Source organism: Bradyrhizobium sp. PSBB068 (assembly GCA_016839165.1).
In the GTDB taxonomy this organism is placed as follows: Bacteria; Pseudomonadota; Alphaproteobacteria; order Rhizobiales; family Xanthobacteraceae; genus Bradyrhizobium.
This window is the reverse complement of sequence record CP069300.1, coordinates 426,102-450,862: the sequence shown is the minus strand read 5'-3', so window position 1 is coordinate 450,862 and position 24,761 is coordinate 426,102. Positions and strand designations below refer to the sequence as shown.

The 24,761-nt window shown below is 65.8% G+C and carries 24 protein-coding genes, 1 tRNA gene and 1 pseudogene; 14 read left to right on the top strand and 12 right to left on the bottom strand.

Annotated elements, in window-relative coordinates:
• Nucleotides 1-11: 11 nt before the first annotated feature.
• Nucleotides 12-1,079 carry an aromatic ring-hydroxylating dioxygenase subunit alpha gene (locus tag JQ507_02080; GenBank protein ID QRI70355.1) on the bottom strand — a complete coding sequence of 356 codons (1,068 nt, stop codon included), beginning with the start codon at nucleotides 1,077-1,079 and terminating at the stop codon, nucleotides 12-14.
• 106 nt (nucleotides 1,080-1,185) lie between these two features.
• Here JQ507_02080 and JQ507_02075 point away from each other — a divergent pair.
• The 9 genes and pseudogenes from JQ507_02075 to JQ507_02035 all read left to right on the top strand — a co-directional run bounded on the left by JQ507_02075 (nucleotide 1,186) and on the right by JQ507_02035 (nucleotide 10,566).
• A pseudogene (locus tag JQ507_02075) lies at nucleotides 1,186-2,095 on the top strand (LysR family transcriptional regulator).
• 110 nt (nucleotides 2,096-2,205) lie between these two features.
• Nucleotides 2,206-2,568, top strand: a complete 363-nt coding sequence (locus JQ507_02070) for a nuclear transport factor 2 family protein (GenBank protein QRI70354.1) — start codon at nucleotides 2,206-2,208, stop codon at nucleotides 2,566-2,568.
• Nucleotides 2,569-2,772: 204 nt separating this feature from the next.
• Nucleotides 2,773-3,570, top strand: a complete 798-nt coding sequence (locus tag JQ507_02065) for a helix-turn-helix transcriptional regulator (protein QRI70353.1) — start codon at nucleotides 2,773-2,775, stop codon at nucleotides 3,568-3,570.
• Nucleotides 3,571-3,820: 250 nt separating this feature from the next.
• Nucleotides 3,821-4,990: a cytochrome P450 gene (locus tag JQ507_02060; protein ID QRI70352.1), complete on the top strand. Its 1,170-nt coding sequence runs from the start codon at nucleotides 3,821-3,823 to the stop codon at nucleotides 4,988-4,990.
• A 246-nt stretch (nucleotides 4,991-5,236) separates the two neighbouring features.
• Nucleotides 5,237-5,632 (top strand): DUF5132 domain-containing protein, encoded by a 396-nt coding sequence (locus JQ507_02055; protein QRI70351.1) that lies wholly within the window; start codon nucleotides 5,237-5,239, stop codon nucleotides 5,630-5,632.
• Nucleotides 5,633-5,766: 134 nt separating this feature from the next.
• Nucleotides 5,767-6,324 (top strand): hypothetical protein, encoded by a 558-nt coding sequence (locus tag JQ507_02050; protein ID QRI70350.1) that lies wholly within the window; start codon nucleotides 5,767-5,769, stop codon nucleotides 6,322-6,324.
• A 25-nt stretch (nucleotides 6,325-6,349) separates the two neighbouring features.
• Nucleotides 6,350-8,467 (top strand): heavy metal translocating P-type ATPase, encoded by a 2,118-nt coding sequence (locus tag JQ507_02045; protein QRI70349.1) that lies wholly within the window; start codon nucleotides 6,350-6,352, stop codon nucleotides 8,465-8,467.
• Nucleotides 8,464-9,303 (top strand): EcsC family protein, encoded by an 840-nt coding sequence (locus JQ507_02040; protein QRI70348.1) that lies wholly within the window; start codon nucleotides 8,464-8,466, stop codon nucleotides 9,301-9,303. The genes JQ507_02045 and JQ507_02040 overlap by 4 nt, the downstream gene beginning before the upstream one ends.
• A gap of 30 nt (nucleotides 9,304-9,333) precedes the next feature.
• Nucleotides 9,334-10,566 (top strand): DUF445 domain-containing protein, encoded by a 1,233-nt coding sequence (locus tag JQ507_02035; GenBank protein QRI70347.1) that lies wholly within the window; start codon nucleotides 9,334-9,336, stop codon nucleotides 10,564-10,566.
• Nucleotides 10,567-10,784: 218 nt separating this feature from the next.
• Here the strand turns inward: JQ507_02035 and JQ507_02030 are convergent, their stop codons facing one another.
• The 4 genes from JQ507_02030 to JQ507_02015 form a co-directional block, all read right to left on the bottom strand.
• Nucleotides 10,785-10,985 (bottom strand): hypothetical protein, encoded by a 201-nt coding sequence (locus tag JQ507_02030; GenBank protein ID QRI70346.1) that lies wholly within the window; start codon nucleotides 10,983-10,985, stop codon nucleotides 10,785-10,787.
• Complete coding sequence (locus JQ507_02025) at nucleotides 10,985-12,088, bottom strand: hypothetical protein (protein ID QRI70345.1); 1,104 nt, start codon at nucleotides 12,086-12,088, stop codon at nucleotides 10,985-10,987. Before JQ507_02025 ends, JQ507_02030 begins: the two co-directional genes overlap by 1 nt.
• A gap of 142 nt (nucleotides 12,089-12,230) precedes the next feature.
• On the bottom strand, nucleotides 12,231-13,160 hold the full coding sequence (locus JQ507_02020; protein QRI70344.1) for a dihydrodipicolinate synthase family protein: 930 nt from the start codon (nucleotides 13,158-13,160) through the stop codon (nucleotides 12,231-12,233).
• 36 nt (nucleotides 13,161-13,196) lie between these two features.
• Nucleotides 13,197-14,363, bottom strand: coding sequence for an NADH:flavin oxidoreductase/NADH oxidase (locus JQ507_02015; GenBank protein ID QRI70343.1), 1,167 nt, complete (start codon nucleotides 14,361-14,363; stop codon nucleotides 13,197-13,199).
• Nucleotides 14,364-14,651: 288 nt separating this feature from the next.
• Between JQ507_02015 and JQ507_02010 the strand changes: the two genes are divergently transcribed.
• Nucleotides 14,652-15,671 (top strand): LLM class flavin-dependent oxidoreductase, encoded by a 1,020-nt coding sequence (locus tag JQ507_02010; protein ID QRI70342.1) that lies wholly within the window; start codon nucleotides 14,652-14,654, stop codon nucleotides 15,669-15,671.
• A 277-nt stretch (nucleotides 15,672-15,948) separates the two neighbouring features.
• Here JQ507_02010 and JQ507_02005 read toward each other — a convergent pair whose 3' ends face one another.
• The 3 genes from JQ507_02005 to JQ507_01995 all read right to left on the bottom strand — a co-directional run bounded on the left by JQ507_02005 (nucleotide 15,949) and on the right by JQ507_01995 (nucleotide 18,009).
• Nucleotides 15,949-16,179 carry a DUF3551 domain-containing protein gene (locus JQ507_02005; GenBank protein ID QRI70341.1) on the bottom strand — a complete coding sequence of 77 codons (231 nt, stop codon included), beginning with the start codon at nucleotides 16,177-16,179 and terminating at the stop codon, nucleotides 15,949-15,951.
• A gap of 96 nt (nucleotides 16,180-16,275) precedes the next feature.
• Nucleotides 16,276-16,349, bottom strand: a tRNA-Gly gene (locus JQ507_02000).
• Nucleotides 16,350-16,458: 109 nt separating this feature from the next.
• On the bottom strand, nucleotides 16,459-18,009 hold the full coding sequence (locus JQ507_01995; protein ID QRI70340.1) for a 4-amino-4-deoxy-L-arabinose transferase: 1,551 nt from the start codon (nucleotides 18,007-18,009) through the stop codon (nucleotides 16,459-16,461).
• Nucleotides 18,010-18,178: 169 nt separating this feature from the next.
• Here JQ507_01995 and JQ507_01990 point away from each other — a divergent pair, with 169 nt between their 5' ends.
• The 4 genes from JQ507_01990 to JQ507_01975 are packed head-to-tail and all read left to right on the top strand — an operon-like array spanning nucleotide 18,179 to nucleotide 20,467.
• The gene (locus tag JQ507_01990; GenBank protein ID QRI70339.1) at nucleotides 18,179-18,757 is read left to right on the top strand and encodes a methylated-DNA--[protein]-cysteine S-methyltransferase; all 579 of its coding nucleotides are present in this window, start codon (nucleotides 18,179-18,181) and stop codon (nucleotides 18,755-18,757) included.
• A gap of 9 nt (nucleotides 18,758-18,766) precedes the next feature.
• Nucleotides 18,767-19,606 carry a helix-turn-helix transcriptional regulator gene (locus JQ507_01985; protein QRI70338.1) on the top strand — a complete coding sequence of 280 codons (840 nt, stop codon included), beginning with the start codon at nucleotides 18,767-18,769 and terminating at the stop codon, nucleotides 19,604-19,606.
• Nucleotides 19,607-19,662: 56 nt separating this feature from the next.
• Nucleotides 19,663-20,022, top strand: a complete 360-nt coding sequence (locus JQ507_01980) for a VOC family protein (GenBank protein QRI70337.1) — start codon at nucleotides 19,663-19,665, stop codon at nucleotides 20,020-20,022.
• Between the two features lie 28 nt (nucleotides 20,023-20,050).
• Nucleotides 20,051-20,467 carry an SRPBCC family protein gene (locus tag JQ507_01975; GenBank protein ID QRI70336.1) on the top strand — a complete coding sequence of 139 codons (417 nt, stop codon included), beginning with the start codon at nucleotides 20,051-20,053 and terminating at the stop codon, nucleotides 20,465-20,467.
• Between the two features lie 230 nt (nucleotides 20,468-20,697).
• On the opposite strand, the gene JQ507_01970 is transcribed toward JQ507_01975, so the two are convergent.
• The 4 genes from JQ507_01970 to JQ507_01955 all read right to left on the bottom strand — a co-directional run bounded on the left by JQ507_01970 (nucleotide 20,698) and on the right by JQ507_01955 (nucleotide 24,636).
• Nucleotides 20,698-22,140 carry an MATE family efflux transporter gene (locus JQ507_01970; protein QRI70335.1) on the bottom strand — a complete coding sequence of 481 codons (1,443 nt, stop codon included), beginning with the start codon at nucleotides 22,138-22,140 and terminating at the stop codon, nucleotides 20,698-20,700.
• A 130-nt stretch (nucleotides 22,141-22,270) separates the two neighbouring features.
• Complete coding sequence (locus JQ507_01965) at nucleotides 22,271-23,323, bottom strand: hypothetical protein (GenBank protein ID QRI70334.1); 1,053 nt, start codon at nucleotides 23,321-23,323, stop codon at nucleotides 22,271-22,273.
• A gap of 200 nt (nucleotides 23,324-23,523) precedes the next feature.
• Complete coding sequence (locus JQ507_01960; protein ID QRI70333.1) at nucleotides 23,524-23,997, bottom strand: nuclear transport factor 2 family protein; 474 nt, start codon at nucleotides 23,995-23,997, stop codon at nucleotides 23,524-23,526.
• An 87-nt stretch (nucleotides 23,998-24,084) separates the two neighbouring features.
• Nucleotides 24,085-24,636: a peroxidase-related enzyme gene (locus JQ507_01955; protein ID QRI73140.1), complete on the bottom strand. Its 552-nt coding sequence runs from the start codon at nucleotides 24,634-24,636 to the stop codon at nucleotides 24,085-24,087.
• Between the last annotated feature and the right edge of the window lie 125 nt (nucleotides 24,637-24,761).

The window sequence follows — 24,761 nt, the reverse complement described above, 5'->3', positions numbered from 1 at the left end:
CGCCGCCGCGATCATGCGGCCCGTGCCGTTGCCTTCTCCGTATCGAGCCGGCGCGCGAACAGCCAGCGGAAATAGGTCAACGGCGCGTCGGCGCCGATCGCCAGCAACTGATAATCCGGATCGGCATCGAGCACCTTCTGCTGCGCCTCGATGAAGTCCTTGTCCTCGTTGAAGGCCTCCTCGAGCGAATGCCGCAGCGACAGCGCGATGTTCGCGTTGTCGGTGTCGAAATCGTGCAGATAGTTCCAGAAGAAGTGCGTTGAGGAGCGCGTCTCCGGGGTCATGAACTGCGCGTTGCGGTATTGCCGGGTGCCCGGCACCTGAACGCCCTTCTCCGCGCCCTGCCCGGCCGGCGCGAACATCGTGTCGAGCGTGAAGATACCCGGCACGATCATGCGGCCGACATTGCGGCGATCGACCATGTCGGCTTTGTTCGGGATCACCTTCTTGTGGTAGGGCGGCGCATCGGCGCCCATGTGCCAGCGCTCGACGCGGAAACCGTCCTCCAGCTTCTCGATCGCGACCGGCTTGGTCTTGTAGGCATATTCCTCGGAACCGCCGAGCGTGTTGGTGTGCACGAAAGCGAGATGCGCGAAGTCGCTGAGGTTGTCGACGATCAGGAGCCAGTTGGCCTTGTAGTGCATATAGCCCGGCAGGCCGCGCCATTTGGGATCTTCGAGCGGCGGATAGTCGAGGATCAGCTTCGGATCGGCCTTCTCCGGATCGCCGGTCCAGATGAAGATCATGTTGTAGCGCTCGACCACGGGATAGCTGCGCACGCCGAGCTTGGCGGGGATCGCGTCCTGGCCGGGGATCTGGATGCACTTGCCGTCGGCCGCGAACTTCATGCCGTGATACATGCACCTGATGTCGTCGCCCTCGACCCGTCCCATCGAGAGCGGCGCCGCGCGATGGCAGCAACGGTCGTCGAGCGCGACGACCTTTCCGCTGGCGCCGCGATAGATCACGATCGGCCGCTCCAGGATGGTGCGCGCCAGCTTCTTGCCGTCGATCAGCTCGTGGTTCAGCGCCGCCACGTACCAGGCGTTGCGCAGGAAAATCCCGTCGTCGTCAGCCAATTCACCCTCCCGATGCAATATTGCTTGCAACGAGGTTAGGGGATTGCGGCCGCCGGGATAATCCGATTTGGCTGGACACACTGTACCGGTGGATGGACAATCGGCCATGGAGTGGCGTGACTGGGAGCTGTTTTGCGAAGTTGTCGAGCATGGCGGCTTCAGTGCGGCTGCGCGCGTGCTCGGTCACCCCAAGTCGAGCCTTAGTGCTGCGGTGCAACGGCTCGAGGCCAATCTCGGGCTGCGGCTGATCGAGCGGACCACGCGGCATTTGCGGCTGACCGATTCCGGCGAGACGATCTATCGCAAGGTGCGTCCGCTGTTCGCGGCGCTGCACGACACCCACAGCGAGGCGCTGGCGATGTCGAGCGCGGTCGCCGGCACGCTGCGCATCAAGGCGCCGTACGAATTCGGCGCGCATCACGCGGGGCCGGTCGCCTGCGCGGTGATGGGCCGCTATCCGGAGCTCGCGATCCGCGATCGATGTCGAGCACGATATCGTCAACCCGATCGCGGAGAACTACGACATCGTGTTCGCGATGCTGGAGGCGCCGCTGCCGTCGGCCGGCATCGTGATCCGGCGCGTCTTCACCCTCGAGCGCGGCCTGTTCGCGGCGCCGGCGCTGCTGGAGAAGTTCGGCGAGCCGCGCACACTGGACGAGCTGAGACAGCTGCCACTTCTGACGGGTCCCAGCGATCCGCGATGGGCGATCACCGCACCCGGCGGCGCCGTCGAGCATCTCGCGGTCGATCGCGCGCGTCTCACCTCTTCGAATGCTCATGTCCGCCTGCAAGCCGCGCTCGCCGGCCATGGCGTGCTGCGGGTGACCGCGAGCTACACCCGCGCCGCAGTCGCGGCCGGCCAGTTGCGGCGGCTGTTGCCGGACCACGCCTGCGAGCCGCTCAACGTGCACGCGCTGCTGCCGGCGCGGCAATTCGTCCCGGCCAAGGTGCGCTGCTTCCTCGATGCGATGGAGGCGCACGCGCGCGGCGATCCCGAGGCCTATATCAGGCCATAGGCCGCGCCGCCGTCACGCGCGCGATGACGTCAGAGGTAATCGATCGACGCCTGCAAACCTTCGATAGTCCGGACAGCCGCTTAAGGACGGCACTTGAGAAGGAGAGCACCATGACCGACCATGCCACCGTCGCCCGCAACTACATCGCGCTCTGGAACGAGCGGACGCCGAGCCGGCGCCGCGAGATGCTGAGCACAAACTGGACCAGTGATGCGCGCTATGTCGATCCGCTGATGAGCGGCGACGGCCATGAGGGCGTCGATGCGCTGATCGCCGGCGTGCAGCAGAAGTTTCCGGACTTCACCTTCAAGCTGATCGGCGAGCCGAACGGCTTCGGCGACCACGTCCGCTTCTCCTGGGGCCTCGGGCCCGACGGCGTCGACAGCCCGATCAAGGGCACCGACTTCGCCCTGCTGAAGGACGGCCGGATCAGGAGCATCACCGGCTTCCTCGACCAGGTGCCGGGGGCCTAACGGCTTCTTCAGGTAAACCGCGACCTACATCCTCTCGTCATTCCGGGGCGACGCGCAGCGTCGAGCCCGGAATCCATCGGGCCACAAGGCCTGCGGCGAAATGGATTCCGGGCTCTCGCTTCGCGAGCTCCGGAATGACGGGGGGGACCGCTTCCACCCCCGCAATCCCGCTGCTAGTCTTCCCGAAACACAGGGAGGACCACCATGAAGGCCGATCACGCCTTCAACACGTCGGTCGTCAGCGACATCACGCCGGCGCTGCTGGCGATTGGCCGCGACAGCTTTGCGGAGGCCCTGATCGACACGCTACGCCGGGTCGCCGGGGTCGGTCACTGCATGGTGTTCTCGTTCACGGGCCCGCGGTCCGCCGCGTGCCTGCTCGACGTCGGCAACATCCCGACCGGGCGCGACCTCGGGATCGCCTATTCCGAGCATTTCCACCAGGCCGATCCGAATCGTGACGCGGTGTTCGAGGGGCAGGCACAGGCCACGCCGATCATGCTGCCGACCTTCGCCCGCCGCATGTACAGCGACGGTTATCGCAAGATCTTCTTCGACGATTCCGACATCGTCGACAAGTTCGCTTCCGCGATCTGGACCGGCGACACCTGCTTCTACGTCAATTTCTACCAGATCACCGCGCAAGGGCGCTTCAGCCGCGCGCAGATCGCGCGCCTCGCCGCAGTGGCGCCCGCGTTGACCGCTGCCGTGGCACGGCACTTCCAGCGCGACGCGGCAGCGGATGTCGATCCCATTGAGCGGTTGAAGACCCTGTTTGCGACCACAGAGCCGCTCGCCCGGCTGACCGGGCGCGAGCAGGAGGTCTGCCTTCGCATCCTCTCGGGCCTCAGCTCGGAGGCGATCGCAGCCAGCCTCGGCATCGGGCTGCACTCCGCCCTCACCTATCGCAAGCGCGCCTATGACAAGCTCGGCATCTCCTCGCAAAACGAGCTGTTCGCGATCGCGCTGCGGCTGACGGCCTCAGTACGCCAGCTGAACTGACGCCCCGCGCTAAAGTTGCCGCTGCGCCGGTTGCGTCGTCTTGCGCGACCATGCCGCCATTATTCTCTGCTGTCATTCCCCGCGAAAGCGGGGAATCCAGTACGCCGCGGCCTCTCAATCGACAATGACTGCCTCTGGAATACTGGATCGCCCGATCAAGTCGGGCGATGACGGTGTGTGTCCCAAATCATGGGGACAGACCGGATGGGCATGGCGGATTATGCTCGTTGAGAACCTGAGGCCATACACCGTGAGCACCGCTCCCCATTTCGACATCGACGTCCCCGCCTTCTGGCAGGACCCCTATCCGACCTTGGCGCGCATGCGCAAACAAGCGCCGATCGCGTTCGTGCCGCAGCTCGGCAGCACGCTGCTGTGCAACCGCGACGACATCTTCATCTGCGAGAAGCAGATCGACGTGTTCTCGTCGCACCAGCCCGAGGGGCTGATGAACAGGCTGATGGGCCATAACATGATGCGCAAGGACGGCGACGCGCACATGAACGAGCGCAAGGCGATCTTCCCGACGATCTCACCGAAGACCGTCAAATCGCACTGGACCGCGCAGTTCGCCGGACACGCGACGCGCATCCTCGACGAACTGAAGCCGGACGGCGTCGTCGATTTCGTGCAGGCCTTCGCGCTGCCGTTCTCGGCTGAGTGCCTGAAATCGATCACCGGCCTCACCAACATGCGCTTCCAGGACATGAACGCGTGGTCGCAGGGCATGATCGACGGCATCGCGAACTACGTCGGCGATCCCGCGATCGAGGCGCGCTGCCATGCCGCGACCTCGGGCATCGACGCCGCGATCGACGAGATGGCTCCAAGGCTGCGCAAGGCCCCCGACCTCAGCCTGCTCGGCGTGCTGCTGCAGACCGACATGCCGATGGCGAGCGTGCGCGCCAACATCAAGCTTGCGATCTCGGGCGGCCAGAACGAGCCGCGTGATGCGATCGCAGGCACCGTGTGGGCGCTGCTGACCCATCCCGATCAGCTGGCGCTGGCGACTGATGGCGCGATCCCGTGGCTGCAGGTGTTCGAGGAATATGCGCGCTGGATCTCGCCGATCGGGATGTCGCCGCGGCGGATCGCCAAACCCTGGACGATCCGGGATGTCGCATTCGAAACCAACGAACGCGTATTCCTGATGTTCGGCTCGGCGAACCGCGACGAGAAGCATTTCAGCGAGCCCGACCGCTTCGACATCCGCCGCGACGCCAGCAAGAGCATCGCGTTCGGCGCCGGCCCGCATTTCTGCGCCGGCGCCTGGGCCTCGCGCGCCATGGTCGCCGACGTCGCGCTGCCCGCGATCTTCACCAGGCTGACGAACCTGCGCCTGATCGAGGACCGGCCGCCGCGGATCGGCGGCTGGGCGTTCCGCGGCCTGCTGGATCTGCCGGTGACGTGGGACCGGTAGAGCGCGCCGAAAGCACCAGCCATTTATTGTTTCAAAACAGCAGCATAGATAAACAAAGACACAGAAACACGCGGCTTGGGCGGCCGCTTTGGATGCTCTCTCGACCCGCAATTGCGCGTCTTGCTGCGCTGCGACACCGTGCCGCCGCAGCCGGTCGGACGACTGTAATCAAACTGTCATGAATCCATTTCAATCCGCCGTTATTGGTGAAACTGCAGTTAGTTGAGCGGTCACAAGGGATTTCCGATGAACCCGAACCACAATGGTAGCAGTCACGATACCGCCTTCCACAACGAGGCCCCCGAGCAGGAGTCCGAGGAGGGTGGCGGCATCAACAAGACGGTTGCGGTCGTCGCGGTGGTGGCTGTCGGTGCTGCGGTGTTCGAAGCTGCCTTGCTGCCGGGACTTGCACTCGGCGTTGCCGCAGTCGCGGCGCCGAAGTACCTGCCGAAGCTGGCGGGCGCACTCAATCCGCTGTTCAAGTCCACCGTTCGCGGCACCTACAAGTTCGCCCAGAAGTCGCGCGAGATGTTTGCCGAGGCCCATGAGCAGGTCAACGACATCGTTGCCGAAGTGAAGGCCGAGAGCAAGGCGCCGGAAAGCAAGACGGCGGCAGACGGCCGGGCGTCGCCTGCGGCCTGAACGGGCCGGACGGGCAGACACAAGACGGCGAAGCGCGCCGGTGATCAACCTTGCGACGCCGGCGCTGCAGGCAATTTGACGACGGCATCATTCGCGTCCCCGCGCCGGCGTTGGAACGCTGTGAGAGGAATGCGATGACCAAGATGAAGCTGCAGATTGCGCATCAGGTTCCGGGCCGGATTCGCATGAAGGTGCCGTCGGCCAAGGAGAACCCCGAGCTTCTTGAACAGATCAAGCAGACCTTCAGCGTCATTCCCGGCATCGAGGAAGTCCTGGTCAACCCGGCGACCGGCAGCATCGTGCTGCACTACGACACCGACCGGCATGACGAGTTTCACGGCCGGCTGCAGCATCACACCGGCGGTCACTACAAGCCGCCGACCAATGAAATTGACGCGCTGGCGAACAAGATCGAACAGGAAGCCGAGTATCTCGCCGAGCATTCGCACACGGCCAGGGTCATTGTCGACTTCTTCAAGGACTTCGACAACGGGATCAAGGTCTCCACCGGGAACGTGATCGATCTGAAGATCGTGCTGGCAGCCGGCATCGCCGGCTTCACCATCTTCGAGGTCGGCGCCACCGCGGCGACGCCGGTTTGGGTCACGCTGGCAGTGTTTGCCCTCAACCACATGATCCAGGCCAACATGCGTGACGCCGAGCAGGCGGAGCCGGCAGGCGCGACGGCCTGATCCGCCAGGGGCGAGAGCGTAATCCATGGACTTCCGCTTCTGCCACTCCATGCCAGGGCGCATCCGTCTGAGCATTCCCGCGCTCGGCCAAAATCGCAAGCTGGGCGAGATCTGCCTCGGCTGGCTGCGGGCGCAGGACGGCATCAGGACCGCGCGGATCAACTACGACTGCGCGAGCCTCGTGCTGGAATACGATCCGGCTCACGAGCAAAGACTGCTGTTGCTGCTGAACAGCTTCAAGCGCATGAGCCTGGCCGACCTCAAGGCGCTGGGCGCCGGCGCCGCGCAGGATGCGGGCGCGCAACGCGCCAGCGTCCCGGAGGTCTCGAAGCGTTCGCCCCTGGCGTTGCCGACGCTGTCCCTGTTCATGGCTTTGAGCGCCAATCCGGTGATCACGGCGATCAACATGCCGCTGATGCTCTGGAATGCGATCCCGATCGCCAAGCGCGCCTGGAAGGTCTGGGCGAACGAGAGCCGGCTGAACATCGACGTGCTCGATACGCTCGCGATCAGCGCGTCGGTGCTCCAGGGCAACCCGCTGGCCGGCTGCATCGTCACCTGGCTGATCAAGCTCGGCGACTGGATCCGCGACCTGACCGCTGCGGGCTCGCGACGGGCGATCAACGAGCTGCTCGAATTCCAGTCGAAGACGGCCTGGCTGCTGCGCGACGGCGAGGTGGTGTCGATTCCCGCCGCCGAGCTCAAGAACGGCGACATCGTCGTGGTGTATCCCGGCGAGATGATCCCGGTCGACGGCGAGATCATCGACGGCTCCGCCACCATCGACCAGAAGACGATCACCGGCGAGGGCCTGCCGGTGCATCGCGGCAAGGGCGAAGCGGCCTTCGCCGCTACCGTCATCCGCGAGGGCCAGATCACGTTGCGTGCCTTGCGCGTCGGGACGGCGACCACCGCCGGCCAGATCGTGCGGTTGATCGAATCCGCGCCGATCGGCGACACCCGCATGCAGAACCATGCCGAACGCTTCGCCGACCGGCTCGTCACCCCGACCCTGGCGCTCGCCACCGGCACCGCCATGGTCTCCGGCGACTTCAATCGCTTCCTCTCGCTCGTCATCGTCGACTACGGCACCGGCATTCGCGTCGCCGCCCCTACATCCGTGCTGTCCTCGATGACGCTGGCCGCCCGCACCGGCATGATCATCAAGAGCGGCGGCCACATGGAGAAGCTCGCCGGGATCGACACCATGGTGTTCGACAAGACCGGCACACTGACCCACGGCACGCCGGCGGTCATCGATGTGATCTCCTATCAGAAGTACATCACGCCGAACCACCTGCTCGGGCTCGCCGCGGCGGCCGAGACCAAGCTGCAACATCCGGTCGCCGAGGCGTTGCGCAGCCGCGCCCGCCAGCTCGCCGTCAACATCCCGCCGTGCAACGAGACCACCTACCGTCTCGGCCTCGGCGTCGAGGGCCAGGTCAACGGCTACTATGTCCATGTCGGCAATCAGCGCTTCATGCGCCAGAGCGAGATCATCGTCGACGCCGCGGTGCATGATCGCGCGGCGCTCGACGAGCGCGGCTATTCGAGCCTCTACATCGCCGTGGACGGCAAGCTCGCGGGCCTCGTGCCTTACTCTGACGAGATCCGCGAGGAGAGCCGTCCGGTGATCCAGCGGCTGCATGAGCTGGGCGTCAAGAACAGCATCATGCTGACCGGCGACAATGCCGTCGTGGCGCGGGCCGTCTGCAACCGGCTGGGGCTCACCGAGCACTTCGCGGACATGCTGCCGGCCGACAAGGCCGGCGTCATCCAGGAGCTGCAGCGCCAGGGCCGCCGGGTCGCCATGGTCGGCGACGGCATCAACGATTCGCCGGCGCTCAGCTTCGCCGATGTCGGAATCGCCATGAAGCACGGCGCCGAAGTCACGCACGAATCCGCCGACGTCATCCTGATGGAAGATTCGCTGTGGAAGCTCGTCAAGGCGGTCGAGATCTCGCAAGGCGCGGTCAGCCTCATCAAGCAGAACTACGCGATCGTCGCCGCGCTCAACACGCTGGCGCTCGGACTGGCCCTGCCGGGCGGCCTGATCACGCCCGAGGTGACCGCCATCATCAGCAACGGCTCGGCGATCCTGGCGAGCCTCAACGGCATCCGGCCAATTCTGCGCTATCAATGAGCCAGGATGTCACCCAGCTCGTCCTGCTTCCTCCCGGCGATCACGCCGCACTACAAGCCGCAGTCAGGACGCTGGAGAGCTCCAACCTCGCGGCAAGGATCGCCGACTATGCCGGCATCCCCGTCAACCGGGTCCTGGGCCTGCTGCCGAAAGCCGCCAACCGCCAGCTCAGCGGACTGGTGCGCACGGCGGTGATGAAGGGGCTGGAAGTCGCCGTCGATACGCTCGACGAGAAGCCGCCGCCCGCACCCGCGGTCACCTTTTCATCGTTTCTCGCCGGCGTGACCGGTGGCGTGAGCGGCCTGCTCGGCTTCGGTGCGCTCGCGGTCGAGCTGCCTCTGACCACGACGTTGATGCTGCGCGCGATCGCCGAGATCGCGCGGCACCAGGGCGAGGACCTCTCCCGGATCGAGGCCAGGCTCGCCTGCCTCGAAGTGTTCGCCTACGGCACCAAGCGAACCGACGAGAATCTCGACATCGGCTACTACGCCGCCCGCGCGCTGATCAGCAAATACACCAGCGACGCCGCCGCCTACATCCTGGAGCGCGGCGCGGTGGATGCCTCCGCCCCGGTGATCTCCAACCTGGTCAGCGAAATCGTCTCCCGGTTCGGGCTGGTGGTCTCGGACAAGGCGGCGGCCGGCGCGGTGCCGATCATCGGCGCAGCGTTCGGCGCAACCGTCAACGTCATCTTCATGGACCATTTCCAGAAGATCGCGAAAGGTCACTTCACCGTGCGCCGGCTGGAGCGGCTGCACGGCAGCGCGGGCGTTCGACAACACTATGCGGCGATCGCAGCCGGGCTCGGGCCGCGGCGCGGCGTCGCGACGGTATGAGGCGTTTGGCAGCAATTGGACATCGGCGCCGTGCTTCCGCCTGAGGACACCAGGCTGCGCGACCTTCGCCGCATGCGCACGCTGGCCACGGGTTTGCTCGTGTTCATGCTGCTGGTATTTCTGGCGACCTCGATGGCGCAGCCGCACTGGCCGTGGCTGGCCTATCCGCGCGCTTTCGCCGAAGCCGGCATGATCGGCGCCTGCGCCGACTGGTTCGCCGTCGTCGCGCTGTTCCGTCATCCGCTCGGCATCCCGATCCCGCACACCGCGATCGTTCCGCAGAGCAAGCAACGCATCGCGGTCGCGCTCGGCCGCTTCATCGCCAACAATTTCCTGTCGCCCCGCGTGGTCGGCGATCGCATCCGAGACGTCGACATCGCCGGCTGGACGGCGCAATGGATCGAGCGGCCGACGCATGCCCGCAGCGCGGCCCAACGCACGGTCTCGGCGGTCCATCAGGCCCTGCAGGCGACGCCGAGCGCCGAGATCAACGCCTTTCTGACCCGCCGCACTCGGCAGGGCATCGCGGCGGTTCCGGCGGCCCCGCTCGCTTCGCGGGTGCTGGCGCTATTATGGGCGCATGGCAACGCCCAGGCGCTGGTGGAGCGATTGATCACATCGGCGAGCGTGGCGCTCGCCAACAACAAGGAGACGATCCGCAAGAAGGTCTCGCAGCGCTCGTACCGGTTCGTTCCGAAATGGGTCGACGGCATGGTGGCCGACCGCGTCATCTCCGGCGTCAGCCAGACGCTCGACGAGATGCGCGAGCCGAACCATCCCTGGCGCGTCGAGCTCAAGGCCGAGATCGAGCGCCTGATCGACCGGCTCGCCACCGATCCCGAATACCTCGCCAGGGGCGAGGAGCTGAAGCAGCAGATGCTCGACAATCCCGCCGTGATCGGACAGATCGACGCGATGTGGCACGCCATCGAGATGCGGCTGAATTCCGCAGCGACCTCGGCCGCGATTGCGGACGCGATCGAAACCGCCCTCACGTCGGTTGCCGCCCGGGTCCGGGACGATGCCGAGATGCGCGACCGTATCAACCGCTGGCTTCGCGTCGCCGCGCTGCGCGCCGTCGCATCGCGGCGCCAGGAGATCGCGGCCTTCATCCGCAAGGTGGTCGAAAACTGGGACACCGAAACGCTGATCATGCGGATCGAAATGCAGGTCGGGCGCGATCTGCAATTCATCCGGATCAACGGCACCGTCGTCGGAGGGCTCGTCGGGCTGCTGATCTTCTCGGTCTCGCGCTGGCTGTAGCGCATGACGGGATTAAGTTGAACCTGGATCGACGGCGGAGGTTCACCTCTCCCTTGGGAGAGGTCGGCGCGTAGCGCCGGGTGAGGGTCTACGGTCCCTCGTGGGAGCTGCGGCCCCTCACCCGATTTGCTTCGCAAATCGACCTCTCCCCAAATGGGGAGAGGTGAACCGAGCGCACGGCCAAAGCGATTCAATAAGATGCGCTCGCCGCGATGCCGTCAGGGGAAGCGAATGCGCAGCAGCGGCAGTTGCTGCAGCCTGTCGATCAGGCGAACCATTTGGCTTGCCGCCAGACCGAGACAGCCGAGCATGAAGTGACGTCGGGTCAGACCCCGCTCACGGTCTGCGAATTCAAGACGCTCGAGGCGTGGCCTGAGGGGAGCGGGGGTACGCAGGGCGGGAAGCGTCGTCATATCCATCAGCCGATCGGAATGCGGATTTCCGGCGCGGTGGTCATCTGCTCGATCGTGCCGTCGAACGACAGGCAATCCGGATTTTCGCCGGGCATCCGGCGGAGCGTCTCGACCAGCTGCTCCTGCTCGAGCAGGAACGAGCGGCCGTCGCACAGCCGGGCATAGGCCGCCCAGGGCACGAATTTGGTGAACGGGAACGGGAATCCCTCGCGCGGCGAGACGTCGATGTTCAGGCCGGAGACAAACAGGACGTTCTTGGTGGCAAACGCCGGCTCGCGCAGGATGCTCCGATAGGTGCGGTCGAACTCGGCCTGGGTGACGAAGCGGGCGGCATCCAGCGCAGGATGCGGCGACGTCACCAGGGCCGGCATGACCGGCGCGAGCGCCGCCTCGAGAAGGTCATGGCCCTCGGGACCTTCGGCCAGCGCACGGCGGAAGTGAAACAGTTCGGGTGACAGCGCCGTCCCGATCGGCGCCGGCGTCTCGCCAAAGCAGGCTTCGCCCAACCGTTCGCGGATCGAATGGCCTGCGCGAAAGACCTTGGACGTGCTCAGCACGGTCAACGGTTGCGGCGGCGTCTCGACCATGCGGTCGAGCCGCAGAAAGACGCCTTCGCTGCGGCTGTCGTCGAGATATTGATTGTCGATCTGGAACACCGGCTCGCCATCGAGCCGGCCGCACTGCACCTGCCGGCAGGCATGCGCGTATTCGTCCTCGTACCAGCGCAGCACGCCGCAGAGCTTGCCGCAGCAATCTCCGAACCGGCAGCCTTCGGTGCGATGGCGCTGATAGACGCCGAAGCGGCCGTCATCGGGATTGTAGCCGACATGGCTGGCCTGGATCAGCACCAGGTCCTCGCCGTGATGGGCATAGGGCCCGTGGCGGTTGATCGCGACCTTGCCGCCGACCCGCCCGTGGTCGAACGGAAACGTCCCGAAATGCTGGGCCAGCAGCATGACCGGATAGCCCTGGCTCTCGTCGGAGCAGAAGGCGCGTGACGGCAGCATACGCTGCCGCTCAAAGCCGAGCGACCGGCAATAGTTGTAAAGCCGCGGCACGAAATGGCCGTAGCGCATCGCATAACGGCCAACCCGGAAGGTTTCGATCATCCGCTGCCTGACCGGTCAGACGTAACCACCCGCGAGGGAGAATTCCCCGCTCCCCCGTACCGGATCGGAACGGTAGATACCGTTGTTGACGGTTATGTGAATGCAGCCGGAGCGACGACCCGGACGCAACAGCCGGTGCGGCTCAGCGCCCCCAGCGCAGCACGACCGGATCGAGCGTGCGCGCGATCTCAATCAGTCCGGCGCGGGTGGCCGGATGCAGCGGTTGCAGCGGGTGCCGGACCGCGTCCGACTTGATGACGCCGCCCTCGCGCATCAGCACCTTGCAAGCCTGCAACCCGCATTGCCGGTTCTCGTAATTGATCAGCGGCAGCCAGCGCGCATAGGCCTGCACCGCCTCGTCGCGGCGGCCGGCGAGGAACGGATCCATGATCTGGCGGATGCCGTCGGGATAGCCGCCGCCGGTCATCGCGCCGGTCGCGCCGGCATCGAGATCGGCCATCAGCGTGATCGCCTCCTCGCCGTCCCACGGCCCCTCGATCACGCTGCCGCCCTTCTCGATCAGGCCGCGCAGCTTGTTGGCAGCCATCGGCACCTCGATCTTGAAGTATCTGACATTGGCGAGCTCCTTCGCCATCCGCGCCAGGAAATCGACCGAGAGCGGCGTGCCCGCGACCGGCGCGTCCTGGATCATGATCGGGATGCCGATCGCATCCGAGACCACCCGATAGAACTCATAGATCGCCGGCTCGCCGACGCGGAAGGTCGCGCCATGATAGGGCGGCATGATCATCACCATCGCGGCACCGGCGGTCTCCGCCTCGCGGCTGCGCGCGGCGCACACCGCCGAGGAGAAATGCGTGGTGGTGACGATGACGGGGATGCGGCCCGCGACGTGCTCGAGCACCGTATGCATCACGGTCTCGCGCTCGGCATCGGTGAGCACGAACTGCTCGGAGAAGTTGGCGAGGATGCAGATGCCGTGCGAGCCGGCATCGATCATGAAATCGATGCAGCGCCGCTGTCCGTCGAGGTCGAGGTTGCCGTTGACATCGAAGATGGTCGGCGCCACCGGGAAGACGCCGCGATAGGGACGCTTTGCGATTGTTGGCATAAGACGACCTCCCAAGTTTGTTGTCAGCTGTTCTCGTCAAACGCCGCGGTATGGCAGCGGCGGACCTTCGAGCCTGCGCAGGCCGGGCTCGCGCCGCTCCAGCCACCAACCATACTGCCTGGGCCAGGACGCGAACACCTCGCCGCCTCCGCCGCCCAGCGCAAGCTCGGCGTGCAGCGGCCAGTTCGGATCGAACAGCGCCTCGCGGCCGATCGCGACCAGATCGGCCTGGCCATTGGCCAGCACGTCTTCCGCCTGCTGCGGATGCAGGATCAGTCCGACCGCGATGGTGGCGATTTCGGCGGCGCGCCGGATCTCGTCCGCATAGGGCACCTGGAAGCCATAGCCGCGCGGAATCCGCGCCGCCGTCGCCGAACCGAGCAGGCCGCCCGACGAACAATCGATCAGATCGGCGCCGCGCGCCTTGGCTTCGCGCGCGAACGCGATCTGGTCCTCGAGCGTCAGGCCGCCCTCGACGCCATCGACCGAGGAGATCCGCACCGCCAGCGGCCGCTCCGCGGGCCAGGCGGCGCGCACGGTCTCGATGACCTCGAGCGGATAGCGCATCCGCCCGGCGCGGTCGCCGCCATAGGCGTCGCTGCGGCGGTTCGACAAGGGCGAAAGGAATTCGTGCAGCAGATAACCATGCGCGCAATGCACCTCGACGAATTCGAAGCCGGCCTCCACCGCGCGCAAGGTGGCGCGCCGCCATTGTTCGCGCAACGCGGCGAGCTCGGCCACATCGAGCGCGCGCGGCATCAGCCAGCCCTCCTCCATCGGGATCGCGCTCGGCGCCACTGTCCGCCACGGCAGATCGCCGCGGGCGCGATCGGCCTCGTCGAGCGCGGCATTGCCGTACCAGGGACGCTGCATGCTGGCCTTGCGGCCGGCATGCGCGAGCTGGATCGCGGGCACGGCGCCGTTGTCCTTCAGGAAGGCCGCGATGCGCTCGAGCGGCGCGATCTGCTCGTCGTTCCAGATACCGACATCGCCATGGGTGATGCGGCCCTCGGCCGCGACCGCCGCGGCCTCGACCATCACGAGCCCGGCGCCGCCCTGGGCAAACTTGCCAAGATGAACAAGGTGCCAGTCATTGGCGAGGCCGTCGGTCGCCGAATACTGGCACATCGGTGAAATCAGGATGCGGTTTCGGGAGGTCACGCCGCGAAGCGTGATCGGCTGAAACAGAAACGGCTGCGACATCGGGACCTGCGGACGCGTGGTGGCGGGGAGAATGGCGGCCGAAAGCTAGGCAGCGCGTCCCGCAATCGCAAGCCGCACAACAGCGCAGGCGGCAGGACCTGCACGCATGCAGCACCCGGGCAATGGCACGATCCGCAAAACCCGCAGCATCTGCCGCGGATATTCGCGCGGCTGGTAAACACATTCCACTATCCTTGGATGAGTTTCAGTCATGCCCGGCTGACTTTCAGTCATGCCGGGATCGCGCCACGGATCGCAATTCGCGCCGGACATGCCTACATTGCCGACATGAAGAAAATCGGATTCCTTTCGTTCGGGCACTGGACGCCCTCGCCGCAATCCCAGGCCCGCTCGGCCGCGGACGTGCTCCTGCAATCCATCGACCTTGCGGTGGCCGCCGAACAGCTCGGCGCTGACGGCGCGTATTTTCGCGTCCATCACTTCGCCCGGCAGCTCGCCTCGCCCTTCCCGCTGCTGGCGGCGGTCGGCGCCAAGACCAGCCGGATCGAGATCGGCACCGCCGTGATCGATATGCGCTACGAAAATCCGATGTACATGATCGAGGACGCCGGCGCGGCCGACCTGATCGCGGGCGGGCGCCTGCAGCTCGGCATTAGCCGCGGCTCGCCCGAACAGGTGATCGATGGCTGGCGCTATTTCGGCTACCAGCCGGGCGAGGGCCAGACCGACGCCGACATGGGCCGGCGCCATGCCGAGATCTTCCTCGACCTGTTGCGCGGTGAAGGCTTTGCGCAGCCGAATCCGCGGCCGATGTTTCCCAATCCGCCCGGCCTGCTGCGGCTCGAACCGCTCTCGCAAGGCCTGCGCGAACGCATCTGGTGGGGCGCCGGCTCGAACGCGACCGCGGTCTGGGCCGCGAAGCTCCGCATGAACCTGCAGAGCTCGACGCTGAAGAGCGACGAGACCGGAGAGGCCTTCCACATCCAGCAGGCTGCACAGATCCGGGCGTACCGTGCTGCCTGGAAAGAGGCCGGCCACACAAGCGAGCCGCGGGTCTCGGTGAGCCGCAGCATCTTCGCGCTGGTCGACGATCGCGACCGCGCCTATTTCGGCAACGGGCAGGAGGAAGACCAGATCGGCTTCATCGACGAGCGGACGCGCGCGATCTTCGGCCGCGGCTACGCCGCCGAGCCGGACAAACTGATCGAGCAGCTCAAGACGGATGAGGCGATCGCAGAGGCCGACACGTTGCTGCTGACCGTCCCCAATCAACTCGGCGTCGCCTACAACGCGCATGTGATCGAGAGCATCCTGACTCACGTCGCGCCGGCGATGGGCTGGCGCTGATCGCCGCCAAAGAACGACGCAACCGCGGGCACTTGCCGGCCGCTCCCGAGTTCCGGCGGAACTCCGTTCTCAAAGACGGAGAACTACGGAAACATAACTGCGCGTTGTGAGAAGAACAGGTCGGGTACAATGCGTTAGGCGCGCACGTTGCGTGAACAGATCGCCGCAATATCCCGGGACCGTCGTGCGTGGCGCGTCTTGCGGAACTGCCGGGTCAGGAATCCGGATCGCGATTGCGGCGCGGAGATCGGCAAGCCCGCGTGCATGAATGGAAAGGTCAGCGTTCAGGCCTGCCCGGACGCGTTGGCCTTGGCGCGTAAAACGGATTGATCAGGCAAGTTGCCGGATTCCCTACGGCTGCCGCCTGGCACTGCTCCAGCGACGTGAAGATGCAGTCCATTCGTTCGCCGATCAGCTCGCCGTACACATGCATGCAGACGGGATAGCGAGGATCATAGGTTTGTGCCGATGCCGGCTTCGTCATGCAAAGCGCGCTCAGCGCGAGCAACAGCGCTCCAGGCAACCTCACGTAAAATCTCCCGCTATGGCCGCGAAATATATCGCCTCGCCGACAAAACCGTCTCGTGCAATTTCGCCTGAGGGCTGGAGCGGGCGAAGGGAATCGAACCCTCGTATGCAGCTTGGGAAGCTGCCGTTCTACCATTGAACTACGCCCGCGATCTCAATTGCTTGAGGTCGACCCCATGGGGGCGACTAGCCGGACCATAGCCCGGGCCGAGGTGGCGGATCAAGCGCGCATTGACGCCGATCGCCGCGGCGCCGCCTGCTACTGGCCCATCCTCACGAGCACGTCATTGATGACAAAGGGCGCAGCGACCGATGCGTCGCAGCTCCCCCCGCGGGCATAGATGCAGGCATCGCTGAAGCCGACGCGGGCGCAGCTTTGCCGTGAAAAATCCACCGGCAGGTCGCTTGCCGCCTCGGGCCGCGCAAGGATGCGATTGAAGGCCGGCCGGGTCGCCTGCAACAGCAGCGGCGGCAGGATCATCTCGGCAAGGGGATCGGCGGGCTGCAGCGCATAGAGCGGCACCGGGCCGACCAAGCGTTCCCGCCCCGGCAACTGCTGGAAGCGAACGTTGTAAAGCGCAAGTCCGCACATCTGCGGATCGCTGCGCAGTTCGGCGGCGAGCCGCGCCGCGCCGACGCCGCGCGTCCAGTACTCGCGCATCCCTTCGTTGGCACCGGCCAGCGCGACGGACAGCAGCGCCCAGCCGCCGAGGACGATCGGCAATGCCAAGCGGCGCCACGTGGCTTTCGTGCGCAGCCATTGCACCCAATCGGCCGATCCCAGCGCCGCGACGATGGTGAACAGCACCAGCGACAGGAACACGAAGCGGTATTCCTTGTGCGCGATCAGGCTGTGGAAGACGAGGTTGACCAGCGCGACTGCCAGCAGCAACGGTGCGTGGCGCGAGCCGCGCCAGATCGCGGCGAGCGGGAGCAGGATCGCCACCGACCAAACGGTCAGGAAGTCGATCAGATAGGCCGAGGGCGGCGACACGCCGAATTCGATGGCGCGATCGTGGACGAGGTTCTCCTTGATGTTCGCGATCAGCCAGGCGAACGGCACGGCGCCATGCGCAAGGTCGATCGCGGCGGCAAGCAGCAGCGCAACGAGCCCGCCGGCGACCATCGGAACGAGGTTTCGCCAGCGTGGCCAGCACGCCCCGAAAGCCAGCACGGCGATCGCCGGCGCATATTGGAAGCGGCAGACGAAGGCGAATGCGAGCAAGGCACCGCCGATCGCAAGCCGCCGCTGTGACGGATGATCGGTGATCAGCAGCGCCGCCGGCACGATCAGCGCCGTCGCCAACGGCTCGCCCAATGTGTGTGGCGCGAGCATGATCAATTCGAACCAGGTCGCGGCGGCAAACGCTGCGACGACGGCATGGGTTCGCGAGACCCGCGCACCGAGGCACCAGGCGCTGGCCACGATCGCCAGCGACGCGGATGCGGCGATCAGACGCGGCAGCAGGAAGGCGCCTGCGCCGCCAGGCGCGATCGCATCACCCAGCGCAACCGGCCCGGCCAGCAATGTCGGCAGGAACCAGCCGCGAATGCCCTCGCGCCATTCCCACGTCAAAACGCCGTCGTGGCCGAGCATCCGCCACGCCGGCTCGAGATACTGAAACACTTCGTCGGGATAGATCACGTTGGGCCAGACCGCGGCCGCAACGCGGATCGCCAGCGCCAGGAGCAGCAATGCAAACAACGGATGCAAGCGCCCGCTCGCGCGCCCGACCATGCCTGCTCGGCCGGGCGCGGCTTCGGCGCTCGTGCTGGTCATCGTTCCGCCGATTGTCTTCTGGAGCAGCATGCCGGCGACCAGATAGCGGGCAAAGCCTTTAAGATGCGTGACCGGGTGATGCGTGACCGGACGTTGCCGAGGTCACACAGCGGCGGCCGCAACATGCTTAACCAAACCTTAAGATTCCGGATGCGCCGGACCGCGACGATGTTATGCTCTCGTGGGGGTTGGTGGCGTCATGGCGGGGCGTGGGTACACCATTTTCGACACGGCAGTCGGCCGATGCGGCATCGCATGGGGCGACGCCGGCGTGGCGGGTATCCAGCTTCCGGAGCTCCGCGAGATCGAAACCCGCAAGCGGCTGTTCCAGCTCTATCCCGATGCACGCGAGATGCGGCCGCCCGAGGAGATCGAGCTTGCCATCGAGGGCATCGTCGCGACCTTGCGCGGCGGCGATGGTGACCTCACGGGCGTGGCGCTCGACATGACCGACATCGCGGCCTTCGACCAGCGCGTCTACCATGCCGTCCGCGACATTCCCCGCGGCGAAACCCGGACCTATGACGAGGTCGCCAGCGCCCTGCGCGCGACCGGCGCGGTCTATGCGGTGGCGCAGGCGCTCGGCCGCAATCCCTTCATGATCATCGTGCCCTGCCACCGCGTGCTCGAGGCCGGCCACTATCCGGACCGGATTTCGGCGAACGGCGGCAGCGTCTCGAAGCGGCGGCTGCTCTCGATCGAAGGCGCCCAGCCGACCACCAGCAAGACCCTGTTCGACGTGCTGCTGCCCGTTGCGCGGCCCCGGCCGCAAGCCTAAATCTCGGGAATGAACCGAACCACGCTGCTGCAGCGCGACCGCATCACGGTGAACGAGTTTCGCTGCACGGCGGAGCCCGGCGACAAGCCGTTCGTCGAGCAATTCGCCTGCCACTCGGTGTCCTATGTGCGCAGCGGCAGCTTCGGCTGCCATTGCCGCGGCCGCTTCCATGAACTGGTGGCAGGCGCGATCCTGGTCGGCCATCCCGGCGACGAATACACCTGCACGCACGACCATGTGGTCGGCGACGAATGCCTGTCGTTCTTCCTCGACCCGGAGCTGGTCGAGACGATCGGTGACCGCGCGGACGTCTGGCAGGTCGGCTCGGTGCCGCCGCTGCCGGAATTGATGGTGATCGGTGAGCTCGCCCAAACGGCGGCAGCTGGCAACAGCGATGTCGGCCTCGACGAGGTCGGTCACCTCCTCGCCAGCCGCCTTGTCGAGCTGGTGTCCGACCGCAAGGCAAAGCCGCTCACCGCCGGCCTGCGCGATCGCCGCCGCGCCGTCGAGGCGGCGCTGTGGATCGACGCCAACTCGCATCACCGGATCGATCTCGACGATGCCGCCGAGCAGGCCGGCTTGAGCAGCTTTCATTTCCTGCGGTTGTTCTCCGCGGTGCTCGGCGTCACGCCGCATCAATATCTGGTGCGCTCGCGGCTGCGCCATGCGGCGCGACGGCTGGTCGACGACGACAGCCCGGTCACCGACATCGCCTATGACGTCGGCTTCGGCGATCTCTCCAATTTCGTGCGCAGCTTCCACCGCGCCGCCGGCGCCTCGCCGCTGAAGTTTCGCCAGGCCTCCCGCGGCGACCGCAAGATTTTCCAAGAACGCCTGGCGCTGCAATAGCTAGGTTTGCTCCGGTCCGCGCGTCACCGACGCGCCCAACGACTGGAGATCTCACCATGTACGACCATATCGGATTGCGCGTCGCCGACCTCGACGCCAGCGTGCGCTTCTACACCGCGGCGCTGGCGCCGCTCGGCTTCGTGCTGTGCTCGCGCGACGACAGCGGCGCCGGCTTCGGCCCGAAGGGCGAGCCCGCGCTCTGGCTGCATCTGCACAAGGGCAAGGCACAGGGCGGCGCCCATATCGCGTTCCGCGCACCGAGCCACGAGGCGATCAAGACATTCCACAGCGCGGGCCTGAAGGCCGGCGGCAAGGACAACGGCGCGGCAGGCCACCGCAAGGACTACAGCCCGACCTACTATGCAGCCTTCCTGCTCGACCCCGACGGCAACAATGTCGAGGCGGTGTCGACCTGAGATCAGCTCATAAAAGGACCCAATCCCCATGGCTTCGATTCAAAAGGACATTCCAATCGACGCGCCGGCGGACCACGTCTGGGACGCGCTGCGCGATTTCGGCGCGCTGCATACCCGGCTGGTGCCGGGCTTCGTCACCGACACCCGGCTCGACGGTGACGTTCGCACCGTGAGCTTCAGCAACGGCACCGTGGCGCGCGAGACGCTGGTCGATTGCGACGACGAGCGGCAGCGGCTGGTCTATGCGATCACGAGCGAACGGCTGAAGCAGCATTCCGCCTCGGTGCAGGTGCTTGCCGAGGACGACGCGCACTGCCTTGTGGTGTGGATCGCCGACGTGCTGCCGCACGAGATCGCGCCCTATATGTCGGCGCAGATGGACCTTGGCGCGGCGGCGATGCAGGCGGCGCTGGCGAAATCGGCCAAAGAAAAGAACGCGGCGTAGCGGCGCTGGCGGCCAGAAGATCTTATCACCGTAACGGTGTGAGAATTGTAGCGAGCGGCTCTCCCTACATCGTCGTCCTGGCGAAAGCCAGGACCCATAGCCACCGAATTCGATTGAGAGTGCGATAGTGGCCCCAGCGTCGCTCGACAACAAGCGGTCGGGGTAATGGGTCCTGGCTTTCGCCAGGACGACGCCGACGGTGTGAGAGCCGGGGATAACAGCGCAGAGCGCTACGACAACGCCGGCTGCGCCTCGGCAACCTGCGCGGACTTGCCCCAGCGCGTCAGGATCACGCTGAGGCAGGAGAGCACGCCGAGCACGCCCATCGAGGCGGCGGCGAGTGCGAAGAAGTTCTGCGCACTCGCCTCATGCGTCGACAGCCACCAGCCGCCGGTGCCGATGAAGATCAGCCGCGCGGTCTGCGCCAGCACCGGGCCCAGCACCTTGGCGGCGCCCTGCGAGGAGAAATACATCGACATCGCAAGGCCGATGAAGGCGTACATGGGCGCCGCGGTCGACAGATATTGATGGCTGGTCGCCCGCACATGCGGATCGCTGGTGAATAGGTTGACCCAGAGATCGGGGAACACAGCGATGAAGCTGCCGACCACGCCGACCGACAGGAACGACACCGTGCCCGCGGTCCAGGCGATGCGCCGGGCGCGCGCGATGCGCTCGGCGCCGACCGCCATGCCGATCATCGGCACCGAGGCGATGCCGACGGCAAACGCGACCGAGGTCAGCATGAATTCGAGCCGCGCGCCGATGCCGTAGCCGGCGAGCACCGCGGTGCCGAATTGCGCCAGCATGTGGGTGAAGATCGAGATCGTCAGCACCGATTGCAGCGGCGAGAAGCAGGAGACCGCACCGACCCTGAGGATGTCGATGAACATCGCCCATTGCACGCGCAACCCCCTGAGCTTCGGCTTGACCCGGGCGCGGCCCGAGAACAGGTACCAGCCCATCACGCTGATGCTGATCGAATAGGCGATCAGCGAGCCCGCGGCGACGCCGCGCATGCCGAATTGCGGCACCGGGCCGAGGCCGAGCCCGAGCGTGCCGCCGAGCATGATCTGCCACACCGCCGAGGACAGGATCATGGTCGACGGCAGCTTCATGTTGCCGGTGCCGCGCAGGATGCCGGCCATCGTGTTCATCAGCCAGGGCAGGATCGCGCCGCCGAAGAAGATCTGCGTATAGGCGATCGCCTGCGCCAGCACATTGCCGCGGCCGCCGAGCAGTTCGAGCAGATGCGGGCCGAAGATCAGCATGCCCAGCATGAAGGTGACGCCGAAGGTGAGGCCGATCAGCAGCGCATGCATCGCCAGCGTCGACGCGCGCTCGATCTCGCCGGCGCCGAGTGCGCGCGCGATCGCGGATGCGACGCCGCCGCCCATCGCGCCGCCCGACATCGTCATGGTCAGGATCACGCAGGGAAACACCAATGCCATCGCCGCCAGCGACTCGACGCCGAGCCGGCCGATATAGGAGGTCTCCGCGATCACCACGCAGGTGCCCGCGGAGAGCGCGATCACATTCGGCCAGGCCAGCCACAACAGCGTGCGCAGGATCGGGCCGTCGAGCAGCGCGTTGCGCGCGGGCTTGGTCACCGGCGGCGGCAGCGGCCGCTCCTGGTCGTCGACAGGTATTTCGGCGAGGCCGAGGTCGGACATTTCCACTCCCACGCGCGCAGTCTGGGAGCCGCGCCATGGTGTTTCCCTACCATGGTGGCGGCGAAATCCACGTGCGCGGGACGCAAGGGGGGCCTGCGCGATTGCAGGTGAACCTTGATGAACCTCTGATCTAGCCGATCGACCACACGAACGGCGCGCCGGCGGTGCTGTTCGGCTTCAAATGCAGCGGAATGTGCCGTCCACAGCCGGCCGCCAGCCCCTCGAACAGCCCGGTCAGCACGCTGGCGCAGGCCGGGTGATAATCGGCCACATCGGCCATCAGCTTCCAGCCCTGCTGGCGGATCTCGAACTGGCCTTCGGATTCGGTGATCTCGGCAACATCATCCTGCGACTCGAACAGCGTGCGCAGGAATGCGGCAAATTCCGTGGCACGGCCACGGCTGCCGCCGAGCGCCTGCGCGACCTCGTCGAAATACTGCATGCCGATCAGCTTGCCGGTGAGATGCAGCAGATAGCTCGCATCCTCCGGGCCGAACACCTGCACGATGACGGGCGCGGCCGTCTTCACATATTCCATCGCGTAGTTGCGATAGGCCTTCTCCAGCCGCGGCTTTGGCCAGCTGTCGACCGGCAGCGCCGGCGCAGTGTTCGGATCAAACGGCGGCGCCTCGAGATGGCGCGCGAACACCAGGCGCTGGTCGAGCTCAAGCGGATGGTCATATTCGCAGTAATAGCCCTCGAGGCCGTCCTGGCCGTCGACGCTCTGCTTGGTGCAGACGAAGCCGAGCCTGAGATCGCCGAGCGCGACACCGTTGTTGGCGTGCCAGCCGCGCAGCATCGCGCGCGAGACCTCGCCCGGCACACCGCAGATCGCGGTGCCCTTCCAGATCCAGCGCGGCGGCGGATAGCGGATCCAGGCCTTGCGGTCGTTCTCGTACACGTATTGGACATGCACGCCGCCGATCCAGTTGGAGAGATAATGATACTGCGCGGCCGCGACCGCCGGCGGCAGGCCGTCGAGGCCGAGCTTCTTCAGACCGGGCAGGAAGCGCTCCTGCTGCTGGCGGCGAAACACGCGGAAGACGAACTCGGCGGCATCGGCGGTGCCGCGCCGCGTCACCACGGTGAGGATCAGCCCGGTGAAGAAGGCGTGATAGAGATCGGCGACGCTGCGCCACTTCCGCCACTGCGCTTCTTGTGCGGACTCCGTTGCGGCGCTCATGTTCACTCCCGATCTGTTGTTTGCCGGAATGTGTCACCGCCAGCGAGGCGACGCAACCACACACCCGGCGTCATCGCCCCACTCGATCGGGCGATGAAATGATCCGGAGCCCGCGATCTCGATTCATGCTTCGTCTCGCGGCTGAATCTTTCACCTCGCCATTGAGCACGAAGCCGAAAATGGGGGCCGAACAGACCCCTTCACAACCCGAGATCGCTCAATGACGGGTGATCGTCGGGGCGCCGGCCAAGAGGCCAATGGAATAGACGATCCTCGGGCTTGATCGGTAGGTCGTTGATGCACGCATGACGGCGGCACATCAGGCCATTCGGCTCGAACTCCCAATTCTCGTTGCCATACGACCTGAACCAGTTTCCACTGTCATCGTGCCATTCATAAGCGAACCGCACCGCAATCCGGTCACCCGTGTAGGCCCACAACTCTTTTATCAGGCGATAGTCGAGTTCGCGGGCCCACTTTCGAGTCAGGAACGCCTGAATTTGATCGCGACCCTCGACGAACTCGGAACGGTTTCGCCAGCGGCTATCTGGCGTATACGCCAGCGATACCCGGGCAGGATCGCGGCTATTCCACCCGTCCTCGGCAAGTCGGACCTTCAGCGCAGCGCCTTCAGTGGTCGTAAAGGGCGGCACGGGCGGACGTTCGGCTTCCATTGCCAATCTCCTGTTGTGGCGAGCTCTGTTTCGTAAGCTGGAGAGGACCCGAGCCGACGGCGAAGTCGTCGGCTCGGGAGACACCGGTCAGGCGGCCTTGAGATCGTTCGCTTGCACGACAGGGAAATCGATATCGGTCTTGGCGACCTCGTTGACGAAATTAGTGAAGACGTTCTCCACAACGAGGGCGACAATTTCGAGCACTTGAGCATCGCTGTACCCGGCCTTGCGAACCGCAGCGATATCTTCGTCGCCGACGTGGCCGCGCGTTTCGGCGACCTTCGCCGCGAAGCGGACGGCGGCATCCGCCTTCGGATCGCCGGAAGTTCCCTTCCGGTTGAGGGCGATCTCTTCAGCGCTGATCTTGGCCAGATTCAGTCCGAGGTAAGTGTGAGCCGACAGACAATAGTCGCAGCCGTTCACCTGGGCCACGGCGAGCGCGATGCGCTCGCGAGTCTTGACATCCAGACTCTTCGCAAGAGTTCCGCTGAGGCCGGCTAAGGCCGTGAGCGCCACCGGGCTGCTGGAGACCACCCGAAACAGGTTGGGTACGACGCCGAGCTGCGCGTTGACGGCAGCGAGGATCGGCTTGGAGGCTGCTGGCGCATCGTCCAGCGCGGGAATGGGAAGGCGGGCCATGATGATCTCCATCGTTGGTTGAACGGTAACAGGCCGGTTGGGTCGGCTGACCACGGACATAGGTCCTTCCAGTAGGAATGATAATGCTGTAATTTCGAGAGGCATTGTCTTGGTGAGTGAGATAA